This is a genomic window from Bacterioplanes sp. CLAM21 (assembly GCF_059641015.1).
Genome location: NZ_CM184929.1, coordinates 1,810,508 through 1,832,212, shown reverse-complemented (window position 1 = coordinate 1,832,212; position 21,705 = coordinate 1,810,508). Strand labels below are relative to the sequence as shown.

21 protein-coding genes are annotated in these 21,705 nt (G+C 51.3%); 3 read left to right on the top strand and 18 right to left on the bottom strand.

Annotated features, from left to right (window positions below):
- Window positions 1-43 precede the first annotated feature (43 nt).
- From der to AC55FS_RS08445, 12 genes are all read right to left on the bottom strand, one after another.
- Entirely contained in the window at window positions 44-1,543 is a 1,500-nt protein-coding gene (gene der, locus AC55FS_RS08500; RefSeq protein ID WP_496935649.1) for a ribosome biogenesis GTPase Der, read from the bottom strand.
- Window positions 1,544-1,581: 38 nt separating this feature from the next.
- Window positions 1,582-2,781 carry an outer membrane protein assembly factor BamB gene (gene bamB, locus AC55FS_RS08495; protein ID WP_496935648.1) on the bottom strand — a complete coding sequence of 400 codons (1,200 nt, stop codon included), beginning with the start codon at window positions 2,779-2,781 and terminating at the stop codon, window positions 1,582-1,584.
- Window positions 2,781-3,443, bottom strand: coding sequence for a YfgM family protein (locus AC55FS_RS08490; RefSeq protein ID WP_496935647.1), 663 nt, complete (start codon window positions 3,441-3,443; stop codon window positions 2,781-2,783). Before AC55FS_RS08490 ends, bamB begins: the two co-directional genes overlap by 1 nt.
- 24 nt (window positions 3,444-3,467) lie before the next feature.
- Window positions 3,468-4,748, bottom strand: coding sequence for a histidine--tRNA ligase (hisS, locus tag AC55FS_RS08485; RefSeq protein WP_496935646.1), 1,281 nt, complete (start codon window positions 4,746-4,748; stop codon window positions 3,468-3,470).
- Window positions 4,749-4,773: 25 nt separating this feature from the next.
- Complete coding sequence (gene ispG / locus AC55FS_RS08480) at window positions 4,774-5,886, bottom strand: flavodoxin-dependent (E)-4-hydroxy-3-methylbut-2-enyl-diphosphate synthase (protein WP_496935645.1); 1,113 nt, start codon at window positions 5,884-5,886, stop codon at window positions 4,774-4,776.
- 2 nt (window positions 5,887-5,888) lie between these two features.
- Window positions 5,889-6,689: a tetratricopeptide repeat protein gene (locus AC55FS_RS08475; RefSeq protein WP_496935644.1), complete on the bottom strand. Its 801-nt coding sequence runs from the start codon at window positions 6,687-6,689 to the stop codon at window positions 5,889-5,891.
- Window positions 6,689-7,828, bottom strand: coding sequence for a dual-specificity RNA methyltransferase RlmN (rlmN, locus tag AC55FS_RS08470; protein WP_496935643.1), 1,140 nt, complete (start codon window positions 7,826-7,828; stop codon window positions 6,689-6,691). Before rlmN ends, AC55FS_RS08475 begins: the two co-directional genes overlap by 1 nt.
- Before the next feature lie 87 nt (window positions 7,829-7,915).
- On the bottom strand, window positions 7,916-8,341 hold the full coding sequence (gene ndk / locus AC55FS_RS08465) for a nucleoside-diphosphate kinase (RefSeq protein ID WP_496935642.1): 426 nt from the start codon (window positions 8,339-8,341) through the stop codon (window positions 7,916-7,918).
- Between the two features lie 117 nt (window positions 8,342-8,458).
- Entirely contained in the window at window positions 8,459-9,622 is a 1,164-nt protein-coding gene (locus tag AC55FS_RS08460; RefSeq protein ID WP_496935641.1) for an aminotransferase class V-fold PLP-dependent enzyme, read from the bottom strand.
- A gap of 52 nt (window positions 9,623-9,674) precedes the next feature.
- The gene (gene iscR / locus AC55FS_RS08455) at window positions 9,675-10,160 is read right to left on the bottom strand and encodes a Fe-S cluster assembly transcriptional regulator IscR (protein ID WP_496935640.1); all 486 of its coding nucleotides are present in this window, start codon (window positions 10,158-10,160) and stop codon (window positions 9,675-9,677) included.
- 87 nt (window positions 10,161-10,247) lie between these two features.
- Window positions 10,248-11,069, bottom strand: a complete 822-nt coding sequence (gene cysE / locus AC55FS_RS08450; protein ID WP_496935960.1) for a serine O-acetyltransferase — start codon at window positions 11,067-11,069, stop codon at window positions 10,248-10,250.
- 42 nt (window positions 11,070-11,111) lie between these two features.
- Window positions 11,112-11,885, bottom strand: coding sequence for an RNA methyltransferase (locus tag AC55FS_RS08445; protein WP_496935639.1), 774 nt, complete (start codon window positions 11,883-11,885; stop codon window positions 11,112-11,114).
- A gap of 108 nt (window positions 11,886-11,993) precedes the next feature.
- On the opposite strand from AC55FS_RS08445, the gene AC55FS_RS08440 reads away from it, so the two are divergent.
- Window positions 11,994-12,770, top strand: a complete 777-nt coding sequence (locus AC55FS_RS08440) for an inositol monophosphatase family protein (RefSeq protein WP_496935638.1) — start codon at window positions 11,994-11,996, stop codon at window positions 12,768-12,770.
- Between the two features lie 54 nt (window positions 12,771-12,824).
- Here AC55FS_RS08440 and AC55FS_RS08435 read toward each other — a convergent pair whose 3' ends face one another.
- Window positions 12,825-13,316 carry a cold-shock protein gene (locus AC55FS_RS08435; protein ID WP_496935637.1) on the bottom strand — a complete coding sequence of 164 codons (492 nt, stop codon included), beginning with the start codon at window positions 13,314-13,316 and terminating at the stop codon, window positions 12,825-12,827.
- 281 nt (window positions 13,317-13,597) lie between these two features.
- Here AC55FS_RS08435 and AC55FS_RS08430 point away from each other — a divergent pair, with 281 nt between their 5' ends.
- Window positions 13,598-13,831 carry a SlyX family protein gene (locus AC55FS_RS08430; protein ID WP_496935636.1) on the top strand — a complete coding sequence of 78 codons (234 nt, stop codon included), beginning with the start codon at window positions 13,598-13,600 and terminating at the stop codon, window positions 13,829-13,831.
- Window positions 13,832-13,843: 12 nt separating this feature from the next.
- Here AC55FS_RS08430 and AC55FS_RS08425 read toward each other — a convergent pair whose 3' ends face one another.
- Genes AC55FS_RS08425 through AC55FS_RS08415 form a run of 3 tightly spaced genes read right to left on the bottom strand, consistent with a single transcriptional unit; the run spans window position 13,844 to window position 17,358 of the window.
- Window positions 13,844-15,688, bottom strand: a complete 1,845-nt coding sequence (locus tag AC55FS_RS08425; RefSeq protein ID WP_496935635.1) for a Gldg family protein — start codon at window positions 15,686-15,688, stop codon at window positions 13,844-13,846.
- Window positions 15,689-15,700: 12 nt separating this feature from the next.
- Window positions 15,701-16,429 (bottom strand): ABC transporter permease, encoded by a 729-nt coding sequence (locus AC55FS_RS08420; protein ID WP_496935633.1) that lies wholly within the window; start codon window positions 16,427-16,429, stop codon window positions 15,701-15,703.
- A complete protein-coding gene (locus AC55FS_RS08415; protein ID WP_496935632.1) occupies window positions 16,429-17,358 on the bottom strand; it encodes an ABC transporter ATP-binding protein in 930 nt (309 codons plus the stop codon). Before AC55FS_RS08415 ends, AC55FS_RS08420 begins: the two co-directional genes overlap by 1 nt.
- A 178-nt stretch (window positions 17,359-17,536) precedes the next feature.
- Between AC55FS_RS08415 and plsB the strand changes: the two genes are divergently transcribed.
- On the top strand, window positions 17,537-20,005 hold the full coding sequence (plsB, locus tag AC55FS_RS08410) for a glycerol-3-phosphate 1-O-acyltransferase PlsB (protein WP_496935631.1): 2,469 nt from the start codon (window positions 17,537-17,539) through the stop codon (window positions 20,003-20,005).
- Between the two features lie 71 nt (window positions 20,006-20,076).
- Here the strand turns inward: plsB and AC55FS_RS08405 are convergent, their stop codons facing one another.
- The gene (locus AC55FS_RS08405; RefSeq protein WP_496935630.1) at window positions 20,077-20,898 is read right to left on the bottom strand and encodes a class I SAM-dependent methyltransferase; all 822 of its coding nucleotides are present in this window, start codon (window positions 20,896-20,898) and stop codon (window positions 20,077-20,079) included.
- A complete protein-coding gene (locus tag AC55FS_RS08400; protein ID WP_496935629.1) occupies window positions 20,895-21,701 on the bottom strand; it encodes an undecaprenyl-diphosphate phosphatase in 807 nt (268 codons plus the stop codon). Before AC55FS_RS08400 ends, AC55FS_RS08405 begins: the two co-directional genes overlap by 4 nt.
- Window positions 21,702-21,705 lie beyond the last annotated feature (4 nt).

The window sequence follows — 21,705 nt, the reverse complement described above, 5'->3', positions numbered from 1 at the left end:
TCTCAGAAAATACTAGCAAACAAGCCAGCAGTACCGCCGGCGATTAATTGTTACCTGGTTTTCGCCGTTGACGACGGGTTTTATCTTTTTTCGCCTGGCGAATATTACTGGTACGCTCAACCGCTTGAGCACGTTTTTTACTGCGATGCTTAACTTCGGCACTGCGCTCCGCAAAGGGGTTATCTCCCTGGCGGAACTCAAAGCGAATGGGGGTGCCTTGAATATCCAATACCCGGCGGAAGGTATTCGCCAGATAGCGTTTGTAATCCTCTGGCAATTCATTGGTCATATTGCCGTGCACAATAATACGCGGCGGATTGGAGCCACCTTGGTGGGCGTAGCGTAACTTAGGACGACGGCCACGAATTAACGGCGGCTGATGGCTGGCAATGGCATCTTCCAAAATGCGCGTAAGCATATTGGTTTGCCATTTCGCCATTGCAGACTGATAGGCTTTATCGACGGACTCATACAAGTGACCAACACCAGTACCGTGCAAGGCCGAAATAAAGTGCTGCTCAGCAAAGGTTAAAAAGTCAAAACGACGATCCAACTCATCCTTTACCCGCTGCTTATCGTAGGAATCCATGCCATCCCACTTATTGATCGCCAATACCAGAGCACGGCCAGAGTTGAGGATAAAGCTCAACATGTGCAGGTCTTGCTCGACAATACCGGTACGCGCATCCAGCACTAATACACAAACATGGCAGTCCTGAATCGCTTGCAAGGTTTTAATAATGGAAAATTTTTCCGCCGCTTCGGAGATATTTTTACGCCGGCGAATACCTGCAGTATCAATTAAGGTGTAATCCTGACCAAAACGCTCATAGGGAATATAAATACTGTCGCGCGTTGTGCCTGCGTGGTCATAAACCACCACCCTATCTTCGCCCAACATGCGATTCACCAGAGTTGACTTACCGACGTTAGGGCGGCCCACCACGGCTATTTTAATTCCGCGAACGTTCAGTTCTTCGTGGGTAACATCTTCTTCGACAGGCTCATCTTCCAGATAACCTGTTTCTGGCTCTTCGTCGCTAAACTCTTCACCTAACAACTCATCCATAACATGGTCAATCAGGGTCGATACACCGCGGTTATGTGCAGCGGCAATGGCCAAGGGATCGCCCATGCCAAGTTCGAAAAACTCACCCAAAACCACGTCGGGATTTTTGCCGTCGATTTTATTCGCCACCAAATAAGCGGACTTACCGGCCCGGCGTAAATGGTTGGCAATCATGCGATCACCAGCGGTGATTCCAGCACCGACATCGACCATAAAAAAGACGATATCGGCTTCTTCGATGGCCTGGAAGCTTTGCTGCGCCATGGCCTCGTCAATGCCTTCCTCTTCACCGCTGATACCACCGGTATCAATAACGATAAAAGGACGGCGTCCGACCTTGCCTTCGCCGTATTTACGGTCCCGGGTCAGGCCAGCAATTTCAGCCACCAGCGCATCACGGCTTTTGGTCAGACGATTAAATAAAGTGGATTTACCAACGTTGGGACGACCAACCAGGGCAATGACGGGTAACATGACGGTAACCTTAGATGGGACGAGACGACACGCTGACCTTATTGGTCAGCGTGTACTGTTAAGAGTAGCAGCTCACCAGTATTACTGGTGACCAGCAGGCCGCGCTCGGTTGCGACCATAGGTGCAGACAAACCAAAATCACGGCCACGCAATGCGTGCCAATTGGTCATTTCTGGAGAATTAGGCACATTTTGATGCAACGGCTTAGGACGCAAACGCTGACGTAATAACAGCTCTCCATCCACCTGACTGAGCAAATACAAAAAGCCTTCATCATCGGCAACAGCCAAATAACGATCAAACGCCGTCACCTGCCCAAGAGCTTTTCCTTGCAAGAGCGTTTGCTGCCACTGGCTGGCGCCATTGTATAAGTCGTAGGCTTTCACTGTGCCATCATCCAGGCTTAGGTAAAGACTGCCTAACGCCAATTCCGGATGGCCATAGCTAGAACCATCTTCCTGCCAGCGTACGTCACCACCTGGCGACAATGCGGCTACCTTGCCATGATAACTAGCGGCATAAACCACACCATTATCCAACACCGGAGTGCCATCAATATCGACCAAGCGCTCCAATTCTGAGCGGCCATCAGGAATTGCCAAACGAACATTCCAACGTGGCACGCCCAAGCGTTTATCCAGCGCGACGACTTTACCACTGGCAAAACCGGTCAACACCAGTTGATCCAGTATCAAAGGCGAACTGGTTCCACGCACCGACAATATCGGCATCGCATGTTCATAAGTCCACAGCTGCTCACCGTTATCACGCTGATAAGCCGTTAAGCGACCATCGATGGTATGCACATAGACACGGTCTTCATCTGCCGCCACGGGCGATACCGACTCAGAGGCCAAGGCCGTGCTCCAGTGGCGTTCACCATCAAAACCAAAGCTGTGCAGCATGCCATCATGACTGGTGACAAAGAGCTCATCGCCCGCGACAGCCACACCGCCGATGATGGGTTGCTCCAGCTCCAGCTGCCACACGGTATCGCCACTCTCAAGATCGAGCGCTAACACCTGGCCATCGTTGGTGGCAACGTAGACACGCTCACCCACCACTGCGGGCACTAAACGATTTTGCCGTGCACCCGCATACAAGCCGGTGTCGTAACGCCATTCAACGTCGACGTCGACCTGATTATCGATATCCGTTACACGAGCGGGCTGTTGCGCTGTGGTGCTACAGCCGGTCAGCGCCAACGCCAGCACCAATGAACCGAACCAATGCCGCATCAGACCTCTCCAGTGGAGGACAGGTGGTCAATCTTGCGTTGCAGTAATTGAGCGCCAGCACCATTTTCCTGAGCGGCTTGCAGTGCTTTTTCATACGCCGCCAGTGCTTCTTCAGACTTACCCTGACGCCAGTAAACGTCACCACGCGCTTCTTCAAATTGCGCCTGATACGCAGGATCTGGCACCGTCGCTACCGCGGCTAAGGCATCATCAAAGCGTTCTAGTTGCGTCAATACCAGTGCCAGCCGTGCTTGCGCTGTGTACTTAATCGGACCTTGTTCAGCACTATTGACTACTTGCTGTAACGCCTCTGCTGCGCTGTCGAAATCACCGGCGTCAGCGGCCAAGCGAGCGATAAACAAGCTGCCAAATTGTGCGTAAGCCGTGCCATCAAAATCATTCACCAAACGCTCTGCCAGCAGCTGCATTTCTGCACGACTGGCATCGGTTTGCTGCGCTTGCGGTAAAGCAGCTTGCTCCACCAACTGTGAATACAACTGTGACGCAGCTTCTGCAGTGGCCTGCTGACTTGCCTGGTAGTTATTCCAACCAAACCAACCGGCTGCAACAATCACAACGGAAGTCAGCAGACTTTTACCGTTCTCTGACCACCACTTTTTTAATGCTTCTGCTTGTTCTTCATCTGTGCGCATGTCACTCATGACTGCATCCCCAATCCGTTTTTATTAATTAATGTGCTGTGCTAGCCAGGCGGCTACATCTTGCTGCGGTAGTTGCACTTGCTCCAGTTCGCCGCGCAAGTCTTTCACCGTCACCTGCTGCTGAGAAACTTCGTCTTCACCTAGCAACAGCGCAAAACGAGCACCACTTTTATCCGCTTTTTTCATTTGTGATTTAAAGCTGCCGCCACCACAATGCGTCTGCACCCGCAGCCAGTCTTGCTCATTACGGATGCTGTCAGACAGTAACACAGCGGCGATATCAGTGTTGTCGCCTACGGCACAGACGTAAACATCCACCGTTTGATACACCTCAGCCGGCACACGTTGTAAGCTTTCCAGCAACAGAATCAAACGCTCAACTCCCATGGCAAAGCCAACGGCTGGCGTGGCTTTACCACCCAGCTGCTCGACCAAGCCATCATAGCGGCCGCCAGCACAGACAGTACCTTGAGCACCGAGTTTATCGGTCACCCACTCAAATACCGTTTTGCAGTAATAATCCAGGCCACGAACCAAACGCGGATTAATCTCGTATTGAACGCCAGCGGCATCCAAAATGCGGCGCAGCTGCTCAAAGTGTTCACGACTGTCGTCATCGAGGTAATCAAATAAGCTCGGCGCCGCAGCCAGCATCTCTTGCATGGCTGGATTTTTGCTATCCAGAACGCGTAATGGATTGCTATCTAAACGACGCAGGCTGTCTTCATCCAGCAACGCTTTATTGGCCGTCAGATAGTCGACCAAGGCTTGACGGTACCGGGCTCGCGCTTCGTTACTGCCCAGGCTATTAAGCTGCAGCGTCACGCTATCAGACAAGCCCAATTGCTGCCATAAACGCGCCGTCAGTAAAATAACTTCAGCATCAATATCCGGTGTAGCAATACCAAAGGTCTCTACACCGATTTGATAAAACTGACGGTAACGACCTTTTTGTGGCCGCTCATGGCGAAACATGGGCCCGGTGTACCAGACACGCTGGGTTTGGTTGTAGAGCAAACCATGCTCTTCACAGGCACGCACACAACCAGCCGTTCCTTCTGGACGCAACGTCAGACTGTCACCATTACGATCCTCAAAGGTGTACATTTCTTTTTCGACAATATCGGTCACTTCGCCAATCGAGCGCTTAAACAGATTGGTTGACTCAACAATCGGCATGCGCATTTCGCTGTAGCCATAAGCCGCTAGCAGTTCCGCCACCGTACCTTCAAGATACTGCCAAACCGGAGACTGGCTTGGCAAAATATCGTTCATGCCACGAATGGCCTGAATTTTATTACTCATGAGATGTGCTTTCCTCAACCAGCTGTTAACTGTCGCTGGCGATTAAATCTTTACGTTGCTGATCGAGCTCTGCGGCACGCTGACGAATCAAACGCTCCAGATCATCGACAAGATTTTCATTCTTCAGTTTCTGGGCGGGCTTACCATCAATGTATATCAGGTTCGGCTGACCACCCGCCAGACCGACATCGGTTTCTTTCGCTTCACCAGGACCGTTAACCACGCAGCCAATGACAGAAACGTCCATATCGGTGCGAATATCTTCAACCCGCTGCTCCAGCTCGTTCATGGTTTTAATGACATCAAAGTTTTGTCGCGAGCAGCTGGGACACGCAATAAAGTTAATACCACGTGAACGTAACTTCAGGGACTTCAGCATATCCCAGCCGACTTTGACTTCTTCTACCGGGTCTGCTGCCAGCGACACTCGAATGGTGTCGCCAATGCCATCCCACAACAATAGACCCAGGCCAATGGAGGATTTCACCGTACCACCGCGTAAGCCACCGGCCTCGGTAATGCCTAAATGCAAAGGCTGCTCAATCTGACTGGCAATTTGCCGATAGGCGGCCACCGTCATAAAAATATCGGAGGCCTTTAAACTCAGTTTAAAATCTGGGAAGTTTAACCGGTCGAGAATATCGATATGCCGCATGGCTGATTCAACCAGCGCATCAGGAGTCGGCTCACCGTACTTTTTTTGCAGCTCTTTTTCCAAAGAACCGGCATTAACACCAATACGAATAGGAATGCCATTATGACGGGCTGCATCCACCACAGCTTGAACTCTATCATCACGGCCGATATTGCCAGGATTAATACGCAAACAATCGACACCCAGATCGGCCACTTTCAGTGCAATACGGTAATCAAAATGAATATCAGCGACTAATGGCACGTCGACTTGGGCTCGAATTTTGCCAAAGGCATCGGCAGCGTCCATAGTCGGCACCGATACCCGTACGATATCGGCTCCCGCATCGACCACACGTCTGATTTGAGCCACGGTAGCGTCAACATCTAAGGTGTCGGTATTGGTCATGGTTTGAACCGAGATTGGCGCATCACCACCCACGGCGACCTTACCTACCTGAATCTGACGACTTTTGCGGCGCTTAATCGGGTTTTCAAACTGCATGATCAGCCAGCCGCTCCATCCAACGATTCACGATACTGCCGATACTCATCAGAGTCGGGAAATTGCTGCTTTAAATCCGCTGCAAACTGTATCGCACGCTTTTCCTGCTGCGAGATGGTTGCCAACTTAATACCCAGCCATAAACTGTGCGCGCTATGTTCCGTCTGATCGCGCTCTACCAAACGGTCAAAACGATCAAAGTAGCGTTGCGATTCTTCGTAACGCTGCTCTTCAAATAATAATGTTGATGCATTCACCAAAGCATCAACATTATAAGGCGCCAACCTCAACGCACGCATGTAGACATCGATAGCTTCGGTGCGCTTGTTTTGATGAAAGATCGTTATAGCCAGATCATTAAAAGCTGCTACACGGTTGTCATAATAACGATCATCTACAACGTCATGCAGCAAATCAGCAGCGTCTACATAACGTCCTTGCTTTAAGTATAAACGACCAAGATGATGTCGTGCTTGAGTGTAAGAGCTATCGTAATTCAGAGACTTTTTAAAGTACTCTTCCGCCAGGTCATCTTCACCTTCGGACTGCCACACCAAACCCATGGCATCATTAGCTGCTGGATCATTAGGGTCTATTTGCAAAGCCTTGGTCAGCCTTTGGCGCGCCCAATCAGTTCTGCCACGCTGCAAGTAACCCAGCCCTAACTGAGTATAGTTTTCCACTGCTTTTTCAGGTGACGCTTTGGCACTAAAGCGGCTCTCAGTTACGGTTACACAGCCGCTGCTGACAATGGTGGCCAGAAGCAATGCAGCCAGAGTCCGAAATCTATTGCTCACGCTCATCACTGTAGTCCTGTTGATTGGTCTAACTGTACAGCTTTAATATAACGCTCACTGCGGCGAGTCCGATCGGCGACCTGGCCCACCAGCTGACCACAAGCAGCATCAATATCGTCACCCCGAGTACTACGAATGGTCACCACATGACCGGCATTAATTAGGTAGTCTCGAAAGCGATAAACCCGGTTATTACTTGGGCGTTTATAGCCTGAGTTTGGAAACGGGTTGAATGGAATTAAATTAATTTTGCACGGTACCTGGCGCATCAGCTCAGCCAGCTCTTTGGCCTGCTCCATACCGTCATTTACACCATCAATCATGGTGTATTCAATGGTCGCTTTACGCTTATCAGGCAGTTTCTTCAGATAGCGATTGGTTGCCGCTATCAGTTCTGACAATGGATATTTCTTATTCAGTGGTACCAGCTGATTACGCAGTTCATCATTCGGTGCGTGTAATGACACCGCCAATGACACATCAATATCGTCACCTAGTTTGTCCATCATAGGTACAACGCCAGACGTACTCAGTGTGACGCGACGCTTAGATAAACCGTAACAAAAGTCGTCCATCATCAGACGCATGGCATCCACCACGTTGTCATAATTTAGCAGCGGTTCACCCATGCCCATCATGACCACATTGGTTATTCTTCCGCTGCGCCGCTCGCCTTCCTGATGAAAACTCATGGCAGCAACATAGACCTGACCGATGATCTCAGCCACGCTTAAATCGCGGTTAAAGCCTTGCTTACCGGTTGAGCAAAAACTGCAGTCTAATGCACAGCCTATTTGCGAGCTGACACATAAGGTACCGCGTTCCTTTTCTGGGATGTATACGGTTTCGACGGCACTGCCACCATCCATGCGCATCACCCATTTTTGCGTACCGTCGCTGGAAATATCGTGATAAATCACTTCCGGCAAACGAATTTCACAGACCTCATCCAGCTTGGCTCGCAGCGCCTTGCTCATATTGGTCATATTGGAAAAATTCGATTCACCGTATTGATGGATCCACTTCAGCATTTGCTGTGCACGAAAGCGTTTTTCGCCCAGGCTATCGAAAAATTCAGCCATTTTTTCTGGCGCCAAACCCAGCAGGTTAATTTTATCGACCTTGGCAGATGTCTGTTCTGACATAGTGGAATCCCGACGGTTTTCGTCCTCTATCAATTGAGCAGGGCAGCTCCTGCTGCCCTACGCCAGACTATAACTAGCCTGTGTTTCTTAGCGAGCGCAGATTTCTTCAGCAGAGAAGAAGTAAGCCACTTCGCGAGCTGCAGATTCAGCTGAGTCTGAGCCGTGTACCGCATTCGCATCGATGCTTTGAGCGAAATCGGCACGGATAGTGCCCGCCGCCGCTTCTTGTGGGTTAGTTGCACCCATCAGCTCACGGTTTTTAGCAATCGCATCTTCACCTTCCAGAACCTGAACAACCACAGGGCCAGAAGTCATGAAAGACACCAGATCACCAAAGAAAGGACGCTCTTTATGCTCAGCGTAGAAACCGCCAGCCTTGTCGTCATCCAGTTGCATCATTTTCATGGCAACAACGGTCAGGCCAGCCTTTTCAAAGCGAGTCACGATCTCACCAATTACGTTTTTGCCTACCGCATCTGGTTTGATGATGGACAGGGTGCGTTCTACAGCCATGTTAGTCTCCAATATAAAGCAGTTATTCACTAAAAAGCCCGTGTCAGTGTCATACATGACACCGGCCGGATTCAAAACCCGCGGATTATACGCACCTTTTAACGAAAGTTGTACGGCTCAACGTTGTCCACGCAATAAGCCGACTACTCGCGTGACTTCAGCCACCACAGCGTCGATGTCTTGTGTCTGAGAAAAGCGACCGGCGGAGAAGCGCAACCCAGCATGGGCTAAGGCATCACTGCGACCGATGGCCTTAAGCACATAAGACGGTTTAACACTGGCCGAGTTGCAAGCGGAGCCCGACGACACCGCAACTTTTGCCAAAGATGCCAGCAGTATCTCGCCATCGACGCCATCAAAGCTGACGTTTAAATGATTCGGACTCAGATGATCGATATGACCATTAAGGTACACGCCGCCGATCGCCTGTAAGCCTTGCCACAACTGATCACGCAAGGCCGACACATGGGCAACATCCTCTGCCAGCTGCTGGCGAACCAGCTCAGCTGCCACTCCAAATCCAACCAACTGATGAGTCGCCAAGGTACCGGAGCGAAAGCCCCGCTCATGACCACCGCCATGAATCTGAGCTTCTAGCTCAGGTTGTGGATCACGCCTGACATAGAGTGCTCCGACGCCCTTAGGACCATACGCTTTATGGGCCGACAGCGATAGCAAATCCACCTGCCAAGCCGCCACATCAATGGCTATCTTGCCCAATGCCTGGGCTGCATCGACGTGAAATATCGTATCATGAGCTGCCAGCAACTGACCTATGGCGGCAATATCCGTGAGCGTGCCAAGCTCATTATTAACGGCCATCAGAGATACCAGCACAGTGTTGTCCTGCAACGCATCCATCACTTGTTGCACACGGATCAGGCCATCGGCATCTGGGTTCAGCAACGTCAATTCAACATCATCACGCTGCGCCAGCCAGGCACACGGATCGAGCACCGCTTTGTGCTCAATAGCAGAAGTAATAATGTGCACCTTGCCTTGGCAACGTTTTAAAGCAGCCTCGACTGTGCCCTTAATCGCCAAGTTATTGCTTTCAGTGGCTCCCGATGTCCAAATGACTTCCCGCGGATCGGCAGCGATAACATCGGCCACCTGCCGGCGGGCTTGTTCAACGGCCTGCTCCGCTTTCCAGCCAAAGCGATGTGAACGAGAGGCAGGGTTGCCAAAATTGCCATCCAGAGTCAGACACTCTGCCATTGCCGCCGCCACAGCCGGATCGGCGGGTGCGGCGGCAGCATAATCGAGGTAAACGGGGGTCATATTCATTTCACCAGTGCAAGGTCGGCGCGATTGTACACCGCATTAACAGCCATCAGACAACCAGGGGATCATCATTTAGCACCGCATCGATGCGACTACTGGCCTGTTCTTCCTGGCGAGCTGCCGTATGTTGTATTTCCTGACGCTGAATCAGACAGTGCAAACTGATACCCGCCAGAAAGGTATGAATCTGATCACTGAGGTCGAGCCACAAATGGTGCGTTAGGCATTGCTGTCCGTCCTGGCAGTCCCCCTTACGCTGGCAACGGGTCGCATCCATGGATTCATTGACGGCATCAACAATGTCGGCAACATTGATATCACGATCGGCACGACTCAGACGATAGCCACCGCCTGGCCCACGCACACTAGCGACTAGGCCATTGCGGCGCAACTTTGCAAACAGCTGCTCTAAATATGAAAGAGAAATGCCCTGGCGACCGGATATGTCATTAAGGCTTACCGGGCCATTTTGAGCATGAATGGCCAGATCCAGCATGGCCGTCACCGCATAGCGGCCTTTGGTTGTCAGACGCATAATCCCCCCTCCCTATAAGTTGTGGGGGCATTATGCTAATGCCTGAGCAAAACAGTCAACTTTAGCCACATCCGTACTGACGCTTTCTTACTGACGCTGCTCTGAATGTGATGCCTGTGCGCCGTCCGTCGACTCAGTACCAGCCTCCACTTCGGTCAAACTGACAAAATCCTCTTTCGCCAGCTCTGGCAAGGCTTCGTCGCAGGTACGATCGCCCAGGTTGTGCAGCGCCTGGCACATGGTATCGATTTTCTTATCTACCGCGCCCATATGATCCATCAGATTATGGATAGATCGCGCAATCGGGTCTGGCATCTCATCGGTCATACCATAAGCATCGAAGCCAATCTTACGGGCAATTTCCGCCCTGCGATCATCTTCCTCAGCACGCTCACTGGCCTTCCGTACGATCCGACCAGGAATACCAACCACAGTCACCGCCTCTGGCACATCTTTCGTGACCACGGCATTAGAACCAATGCGAGCATTATCACCCACCAAAATAGGGCCTAACACTTTGGCGCCAGCGCCGACGACCACGCCATTCGCTAAAGTCGGGTGGCGCTTGCCTTTATTCCAGCTGGTACCGCCTAAGGTCACACCATGATAGAGAGTGCAATCGTCTCCGATTTCTGCCGTCTCGCCGATCACCACCCCCATGCCATGATCGATAAAAAAGCGCCGACCAATGCTTGCCCCTGGGTGAATTTCAATACCCGTCAGCCAGCGACTAAAAGCCGACAGAAACCGTGCTAGCCACTTAAATCCACGACGCCATAACGCATTCGCCAGGCGGTAGTGGATAATGGCATGCAAGCCAGGATAAGTGGTCACGACTTCCAGCGTATTGCGTGCTGCAGGGTCACGTTCAAACACACAAGCGATGTCTTCACGCAGCAATTTAATAATCAAGTTGGCTCCTTGGTGCAGATGAATGCCGTATAAATAGTGTCACTGGTCGTCGCGACGGATGCGTTTGCCGATTTGCGACAGCATACCGCGCAAGATATTCACTTCCATTTGGTCCGGTGCCGCACGCTGATACAAACGGCGCAACCGAGTCATCAGTTGCTTGGGAGTATTGGGATCTAGAAAGCCAATATCAACCAAGGTTTGCTGCATATGCTGCAACAGTCCGTCTAGCTGCTCATGAGTTGCCAGCGGATAGTCCCACTCCACTCCCCAGGCCTGCGAGGCTTGGTCAGATTCTCCGGCGACGGCCAGACGCATCTCATAACACAACAGTTGTATCGCTTGCGCTACGTTGAGCGACGAATAATCAGCGTCCGTTGGAATATGCACGTGCAAATGACATAGCTGCAATTCATCGTTACTTAGGCCGTTGGATTCTCGGCCAAAGACCAACGCTACTCGATTACCTGCTGGCACAGCACTCGCAACACGAGCACCCAACTCACGTGGCGATAGCAGCGGCCAAGGAATATGACGATTGCGAGCACTGGTGCCAATCACCAAGTGACTGTCTGCCAAGGCTTGCTCCAAGGTCGGCACGATCTGAGCAGCGTGCAAAATATCGTCAGCCCTTGAGGCGCGGGCAATGGCCTCGTCATCGATCTGGGCCTGAGGGTTCACCAGCACCAGACGGCTTAAGCCCATGTTCTTCATTGCCCGGGCGGCTGCGCCCAGGTTGCCAGCATGAGTGGTTTCGACCATTACCACGGCAACATCTGCCAGCGCAGCACGGATTGCAGCATCATCCATCATGATTTGCTTCAGTTTACTCGTTTTAAGGGCGGCAAAGTGTAGCGCAATTTATAGGTTGACTGATATAATTGCCGGTTCCCAATCGTTCTTTAAGAGATTCACTGCCTTATGCAACCCATGGTGAACTTGGCGTTGCGCGCTGCGCGTAATGCCGGTCAAGACCTGGTCCGTCGCTTGGACCGTTTTGATTCGTACCAGAGTACGGACCAAGAAAAGGCGAAGTTTATTGCCGACTGCACCATCGGCCTGGAAAAGGGCATTATTTTCGAACTGAAAAAAGCCTACCCAGAACACAACTTCCAGGGCCGCGAAACCGGTCTTAACCAGGGTGAGGCACACCAGCCAACCTGGCAAATATGCGTTATCGACGACATTGCTAACTTTCGTGTCGGCATACCTAGCATTGCCATCACCATTTGCTGCCTAATAAAAGGCAAAGCAGAGCATGCGGTAATTTTGAACCCCATGAACGGCGATGAATTCAGCGCAACCCGCGGGCGCGGTTGTCAATTAAACAACCGCCGTATTCGCTGCAGCACACTGCACTCATTAAGCGACGCCATTGTTGGTTACACCCAACCAATGAGCTTTAACGAATCCGCGTTCGAACAGCGTCAGCGCATTCAATCACTGATGTCACAAGGACAAGAGCTGCGCAATATTGGTTCCAACGCTCTGTCTATGGCTTATACCGCAGCCGATCGTTTTCAGGCAGCATTATTAGCCGATGTTGATGAGTTTTCCCTGCAAGCCGGCGGTCTAATCGCTCGCGAAGCGGGCTGCTTGTTGGCCGACATTCACGGCAAACCCAGCCTTAGCGCGCCAGCCAACTTGGTTGTCACTAATCCCAAGCTACTGCGCTCATTAGTCAGTGCTGGCGAATAAGCGAACGCAAAGCACAAAAAAAAGCGGCCGAAGCCGCTTTTTTTGTATCTGCCATCAACGAATGGCCGACACATCTTCCGCCTGCGGGCCTTTTTGCCCCTGAACCACGGCAAACTTAACACGCTGGCCTTCGGTTAATGAACGGTGGCCCTGGCCACGAATTGAGCGAAAGTGAACAAACACATCTTCACCTTCATCCCAAGTGATAAAACCAAAACCTTTTTTCACGTTAAACCACTTCACCACGCCGCGCTCACGGCCATCCTCAACGTCCTCTTCAACAATAGTGCCACTACCACGATGACGGCGACGACGGCTAGGAACCAGTTGGGCGGAAGCAAAACTAAGCACAAACCCCAACACAGCAAATACCGCCACCAATAACGCCGCTTGCTGCAAAGACCAGAAATTGGCCGTCGATAACGATGAACCATCCGCCAAAGTGACGTCTGACAATAAGGAGGTGACCGACAACACTGCTACCACCGCAGCCAGCACTGCACAAACGATTGCCACTAATATTTTTCGTACCACTAACTTACCCATGCGCTCTCTCATTTGGATTACGTTATTATGCCTACAGATCGGACCAACCTGATGACGATATCCTGACTGACCCGCTGTTTACACTGCCTAATTCGGGCCCTGCTGTAAATGGTTGATCGATAGCAATTCAGGAGAAGTATTAGGCGGGGGCGGAACATGATCATTTGCTGACAGTCAGCACCGCCGGGCCAGCCCCCGAGGCTGAAACAATCGATAAACCGTCCGGTATAAAAGCCCAATTCATTAAAAAAATCAACACGATAGCCAGGAGCACAAACACCATGACCGAAAACGCCGAACAACAGGACGACAGCCGCCTGGTAGAACTGGAGACCCGAATCGCTTTTCTAGAAAACACCGTCGATACGTTGAATGAGCAACTAAGCACCTTAAACCGTGATTTTCTGTTGGCTCACCAGGCATTGCAGCTACTAAACAAAAAATTGGAATCCCTGCATTCACAAGGCAGTGGCATTAAAGATGCCAGCGAAGAAACACCGCCGCCTCATTACTGAGACGGCGCCACATCATATCGCCTGGCGACGCTGCCACAACAGCGACAGCAATGCCAACAACCCGGTCAACAACAGCGGCAGTAACAATATGTTTAACACTTTGAGCCAAGCGCCCAAGGTTTCGATATCTTTATTTAGCGCATGCTGTACATCGCGCAACTCACGTCGGATATCCAGCTTTTGTTGCTGAAATTCCTCCAACGCCTGTTGCTGCTCAGCACTTAAGGTCAACTCTCCTTGGGCGCCACTGACAGGTTGCAACTCTGCCAACTTTTGCTCAGTTTCTGCCAGGCGTTGTTGCAGTTGTTGCTCGCTAGCCAAAAAGCGCGCCTCCGCCTGCTGGCGCAAGTCATCTACCCGCTCAAAGGGGCGTTGATACTGTCCGCGCGCGCGCAACGACATAAGCTCGGAGCTGCCGGTCAAATGATCGGCCAAATTAACCAGCAGGGTGCCATTATCCGCCCACGGCGTCGCAATGCGCTGGCCAAAGAAATTCTGTATCTGCACCCACATTCGATCACTGAGGATATCGCTGTCGGCAATAACGGTGACGGCGAGCTTATCGCTACTGGCTAAATGCTCACTCACTGCTTCCAAGTCAGCACGCACGGCATCTGCCTGCTGTGGGTTAAAAGCAGAACTCACCGAACCCGTGACCGTCGCTGCCAACACCTGACGCTCGCCCGACGCGATAAAATCACGCTGCAACGCCATTAAATCAGCGTTGCGTTGTAGTTTATTGGCATCCACTAACATGCTGTCAGCGCTACTCAGCAACCAAGGGGAAAAATGACTACTGGCCTCTGCTAATGGGGCTAAAGAACCCGCACTGGCTATATTTACCGACTCCAAGTTAGCCGATAATAATTGCTCCTGATCTAGACTGTCGGCGCCCAATGACAACAGCCCTAGATGACGCATGGGTGGTTTGCCAGGGCCCTGGCTGACCACCAACGCATTAGCCGCGTCAACGACGGCCTGATCAGGCTGCCAATTAACCCCCCAGGCGGTTAACAAACGTTGCAAACTGGTCGCACTGGCTGCTGAAGCCATGCCCATCATGGTATCCGCGTGCTCGGCGACCGGATCAATAAAGGCCAAAATGCGCCCGCCATTCAATGCATATTGATCAATGGCGTACAAGGTCTGCTCAGTTAACTCCGGCGGTTGAATTAACAACAACACATCGATATCACCATCGATTTGGGTGATGTCCTCGGACAAGGTGCGCACTTCATACAAGTCACGCAACTGCTCTATCGCGGTCCATGCAGGAGTTGGCTGCCCGCTACGCGGATCAAAACCACCCATGACAGGCAAGCCGCTGAGCATGCCGATCACTGGCGCCCTCTCTTGCTGCAGCCGATATATCATCTGGGTCAGCTCATATTCCAGGTAACCTTCGCGATCGGGCTGCAAAAATGGCAAAGACTCATAATTGCCCTGCTCATCACGCACCACCAAACCAAAATATAATTGCTCGCCAAAGCTACCCACCGGCACAGACTGCAAACCAAAACGCGTGGCATCATCTTCTGCGATAGAAAAGGCCTCTGGATCAACCTGCCTGATAGAAAGCTGAGCATTGGCATTCAGCCGATACTCTTGCAACAACTCATTAACTCGCTCGGCATAGGCTCTAAGCTGACTTAAATCACGACTGCTTTGCTCGGAAAAATACAGTTCTACGGTCAAAGGCTTGGCTAAATGTTGCAACACCTCTCGCGTCCCAACAGACAAGCTATACAGCTGCTGCTCAGTTAAGTCCAACCGAGCACTGCCACCGATCAGCTGCAATAAGCCCGCACCTCCCAGCAGTGCAGACATTGCCAGTAAAAACACCGATAAAGTTCGCATGCTGCTTCCTCCTTAGGCCGCTTTTTTAGACTGTAATAAGGCCGCCGTTGCAGCTAACCAGATACCAATCAGCAGTAAAAAATAGGCAACGTCGCGCACATCAACCACTCCACGAGAGAGGGCTTCAAAGTGGGTTAAGAAACTCAGCCCCGCTACCAGATCCACCATCGACAAAGGCGCCCAGGCGCGGAAAAACTCCAACACCAGGGGCAAGCCAGACACCATCAATAAGAAGCACATCACCACAGCCAAAATAAATGCGACGATTTGATTGCGGCTCAACACCGACATACATGACCCTACTGCCAAAAAGGCTCCGGCCATTAACCAACTTCCCAAATAGCTGGCGGCAATCACACCGTTATCCGGGTTGCCCAAATAGTTGACGGTTAGCCAAATAGGAAAAGTCATCAGCAGCGCAATGCCAGCAAATAGCCAAGCGGCCAAAAACTTGCCCCATACCGCTTGCACTATGGTGACCGGCAGAGTCAGCAACAACTCAATGGTGCCTAGTTGCCTTTCTTGGGACCACAGCCCCATGGCAACCGCTGGCATAAAAAACAAGTACAGCCATGGGTGAAAATTAAAAAAAGGCACTAAGTCGGCCTGCCCGCGCTGATAAAATTGACCGAGGTAAAAGGTAAATACACCCGCCAAGGCCAAAAACATGAAAATCACCACATACGCCACCGGCGTCGAAAAATAGGCACCCAGCTCACGTTTGCAAATAATCCAGCTCATCAGGCTACCTCCAACTGCGTTAATTGCTGGAACACGTCATCCAGTCGACCACGCTCCATATGCAGCGTATCGACTGCCCACTGCTGTTGATTCAGCAAGGTTAACAATGGCATATGCAGTTGCGCCGATGCTTGCGGCAGAATCATATAACCTTGCTGTGGCTCTAATTCCTCCACCGCACTAACCCCCGGCAATGCCAATAGCGCCGCTTCCAAATCGGCCTGAGGCGACTGCAACCTCAATGAAATTGCACCGTGATAGCGCGATTGCCGTTCCAGTTCGTGAGGCATTTGATCGGCGACCAATCGGCCAGCTGCAATAATCACTGCACGCGAGCAAACGGCCGTTACTTCCTCAAGAATATGGGTGGAGATAATGACAATCTTGTCTGCCGACAGTTGGGTAATGAGCTGTCGAACCTGATGCTTTTGATTTGGATCCAAACCATCGGTCGGCTCATCCAAAATCAGCACTTGTGGATCATGAACCAGCGCTTGAGCTAGGCCGACACGCCGCTTAAAGCCTTTAGACAGTGTCTGAATACGCTGGCCCAGCACCTCGCCAATATCGACCAGATCAATAACATGACGCAAACGCTCACGCAGTTGCTGCCCTCTTAAACCGCGCATTTCCGCAATAAAGCGTAAATACGGCAGCACCTTCATCTCTTCGTAGGCGGGGGCACCTTCGGGCAAATAGCCAATGCATTGCTGCACCGCCACCCGCTCGGTCACTACGTCATGACCCAAAACACTAATCTGTCCACCACTAGGCTCAAGGAAACCCGCCAACATTTTCATGGTGGTCGACTTCCCAGCGCCATTAGGACCCAAAAAGCCCAGTACCTCGCCGGGCCTTACTTGGAACGACAAGTCATCGACGGCAGTAAAACCGTCAAAGCGTCTCGTCAGATGCTGTATATCAATCATCTTTCACTCCATGCCAAACGCACATACTCGTGACGGCTCACAACAGCCGCCCATAACAGACTGACTAACGTCAGAATAATTCCCACATGGGTACCACTGGTCTTTAATAACGTTTAATCCCAGTCACGACCGGGGTAAACTCGCCCTCTATTTCGTCAGGCAACCGATTCAGGCCAACATGAGCTTTTTAAAGTCGTTACGACGCACCCTGTTCCGCTGGCAGCAAAAATGGCTATATGGAATTATTCGCACCCAGATCATTGGGCCAAGCGTGCAAGAATTCAACCTCGACCCCAGCAAGCCAGTGGTGTACGCATTACTGTATCGTTCACGCGCCGAGCAGCTAGTCATTGATAAAGAAGTGCGAGCCTTTGGCTGGCCTTCACCGCGAGAAGGTGCAGAACAACAGCAACTGGCTGGCACTCCGTATTTCCCAATATATCGACGCGCAGGTGCCCCTTTTCGCAAGCGCCCGACACCGGTAGTACATCGCTACTTAGTCCGTCATTGCCAATGGCTGCAGCAGCACGATGAGCAAGATATCCAGATTGTGCCGGTACGGGTATTCTGGGGCCGCGCCCCGGATAAAGAAGGATCGTTTTTACGTATCTGGCTGCAAAACAGCGGCACCCTAGGCGGACGGTTAACCACCTTAATGGCGATTCTGCTTAACGGTCGCAACACCTTTGTTCATTTCAGCAAACCCATGTCACTGCGTGAACTAAACGAAGGCAACAAAAGCCCCGAGCTTTTGGCACGAAAAGTTGCACGCGTATTGCGCGTTCATAACCGCCATGTATCTGCATCGGTACTCGGCCCCGATCTTTCGCACCGTCGTACCCTGGTACATAAAATCCCCCACGCCCCCAGCGTGGTCAAAGCCATCGAAACCGAAGTGGCCAGCACTGGCATTTCGCGCCAGCAAGCACAAAACAAGGCGTTAAAATACGCCGATGAAATTGCTTCCAATATTTCTTATACCAATGTCCGCTTCTTAGATGCCCTACTGACTTGGGTATGGAATAAGATTTACGACGGTGTTCAGGTGCATAACATTGATCACCTGAAAGAAGTCAGCAAAGACAATGAAATCATTTATGTGCCTTGCCACCGCAGTCATATCGATTATTTGTTACTGTCTTACCTGCTGTACCATCAAGGTTTACAACTGCCGCAAATCGCGGCTGGCATCAATCTGAACATGCCGATTGTTGGCCCTATCTTACGCCGCGGTGGTGCTTTCTTTATGCGTCGCACCTTCCGCGACAACCAGCTTTACTCTGCTGTGTTTGACCAATATCTGCACACCATTTTCACCCACGGTTACGCCACTGAGTATTTCGTCGAAGGCGGACGCAGCCGCACCGGTCGAACCTTGAATCCCAAGGCCGGCATGCTGGCCATGACACTGCGCAGTTACCTGCGTGATGCACGTAAGCCTATTTTGTTTGTGCCTGTATACACGGGTTACGAAAAAGTATTTGAAGCCAGCAGTTACTTGGGTGAATTGCGCGGCAAGAAGAAGCAAAAAGAAAGCTTATTGGGTGTCGTCGGAACCCTGCGCTCGTTCCGCAAATCATTTGGCAAGGTGCATGTCACCTTTGGTGACCCCGTTTATTTGACGGAGTTTCTCAATCAACAACAACCTGGCTGGCAGCAACAGGACTATCAAGCCTGTGACTATCGCCCTGACTGGTCGCGCACTACGGTTGATAAACTGGCCGTGCGGGTCGTCACTGAGATTAACCGTGCCGCATCGGTCAATCCCATCAACCTGATCGCGTTGTCAATTTTATCGGCGCCTCGCCAGGCCCAAGAAGAGGCCCAAATTATCGCCCAGATGGAATCTTACAAACGCCTTCTGGAGTTTATGCCCTACAGCCATTTAACCCAGCTGCCGGACGGCAATGGTGCTGACTGGCTGGCATATGGCGAAAAGCTAGAGGTGGTATCACGCTCTTCTCACCCGATGGGCGATTTAATTCAGACCAATGAGCGCCAGGCGGTTACCCTCACCTATTACCGCAACAATGTGCTGCATTTATATGCCCTGCCATCTCTACTGGCGTGTCTGTTTATCAGCCATACCCGTTACCAACAGCACGAGGTGGTGGATACCGTCAGGGAGCTTTATCCCTTTTTACAAGCCGAACTGTTTTTACAATGGTCAGACGATGAACTGGCTGAGCTGGTGCAGCATTGGCTGGAAGCCCTGGTCGGAGCTGGCTATCTGTATCAGAATGAGCACGGCTTTGATGCCACTCCCAGCAGCAGTGATGAATTCACTCAGTTAAGCGGTTTGGCAGATAATATGCGGCAAACATTGCAGCGTTATTATCTGACATTGAGCATTTTACAGCACGCCAAAGAAGACCTGGACGCTCAACAACTGGAAGAGCGCAGCACCTTATTAGCGCAACGCATCGGCCTGCTGTACGGCATTAATTCACCGGAGTTTTTTGACAAGCAGTTGTTTAGAACCCTAATCCGACAACTGCATCAGCAGCAGATGATTGAAGAGCGCGAACAAGGGAAACTGCATGCCACCGATAAGCTGCAACCCCTGCTCACCATTCTAGAAAAGCTATTGGATGGCGCCTTACGGCAAAGTATTCAGCGCAGTGTCAGCAGCGCCGATCACGACTAATGGCCAACTCTCGTCATTCGGGGCAGCGACCTGCCCCGAATATCCCCTCCAACGTTTGGGCTTAATACTTATTAAGGCGCTTCAACTTTAGCCAAGGCATAGACATCAAAGCGATTGGCTTTACCCACCAGGCTATAACTCGGCGGCTTATTATCCAGCGGCGGTGCTTTACGAGCACGCTTTACCACACAACGGCAACGTGCCACCCGCAGCGCTTGCCGCAATAACGCATCGGCATCGTCATCTGCCCCCACTAGCGAGCGAAATGCCTGCATGTCTTTTTTGACCTGAGCCTTTTGTCGGCCATCGTGAGCAAACATGGGGTCCAAATAAATAACGTCGACCACATCATCTGACTGCTCAAGCAGCCAACTGGCTGCCGGTTTATGCTGCAGCTGGATGCGATTAATAATGGCAGATAACTCTCTGTCCGGCTCATCAGATACGGGCTTACACAGCTGACTCCAAACGTCCGGTAAATCAACATGCCCAGCACGACGCAGCCCATCTGCGAGCAACGCCGCTACGACTGGGTGACGCTCCAGTGCTGTCACCTGACAACCAAGGGATGCCAGCACAAAGGCATCTCGACCCAAGCCCGCCGTCAAATCCGCAACGCTCGGGACATATTTTCCTATACCGACAGCTTTAGCTATGTCCTGCCCCTTACCGCCACCAAAGCGGCGACGATGGGCATTGGCACCGGCGCAGAAATCAACCTGGACTGGATTCTTCTCTTTATCGTTGCAAGCCAGACTTAAGCCAGTGTGATTCAGCCATAGCTGGTAATCATCGTTTTCCGGCCAATGATCCAATAACGTGAAATCCAAAGCCTGCGCGACTGCTTGAGCAGTAGCCTGCAGCTCCGGCTGGGTGCAAACCAAGGCCGTCATACCATGCCCATCATTAATAGCAGCACCAACAAGGAACCTAGTAACAAGCGATAAATAACAAAGGGCAGCAAGCCAATTTTTTCCAGCCAGCTAAGAAACAGCAGGATACACAACCAGGCACTAACAGCGGCTACCACTGTGGCCAGCAGCAACATGGACCAATCTATATATTCACTACCCTGCAGTAGTTCGGTTGTTTTTAACAGCATGGCTGCCAAGATCAGTGGAATCGACAGTAGAAATGAAAAGCGCGCAGCATCAACACGATGAAAACCAAGCAGCAATGCTGCTGTAATGGTGATACCACTGCGTGAAGTACCCGGAATCAATGCCAAAGCCTGGGCCAAGCCGATCAGCAACGCTGCTGTTAACGTCATTTGCAACAAAGACTTAGTTTCAGCCGCCTTAACATCAGCCCACCACAACAGCGCACCAAACACTAACGTCGTGCTAGCAATAACCCAAGTGCTGCGTAATGAGGTTTCTATCCAGTGGTTTAGTCCAAGTCCAGCAAGGCCGGCCGGTATAGTGGCAAGAATCAAGAACCAACCAAGGCGAGCGCTGTCATCAGGGCGAGAAAATCCTGTTTGCACAAAGCGCTGAGTGATCAGCCATAAGTCACGACGAAAATACGCCATCACTGCCAACAGGGTTCCAAAGTGCACGGCCACATCGAAAGCCAGACCCTGATCAGGCCAGCCCAACAATTGAGATGGCAGAATTAAATGGGCAGAGCTGGAAATCGGTAAAAACTCCGTCAGCCCTTGCAACAACGCTAAAAATATCGCCTGTAGCCAATCCATTTCA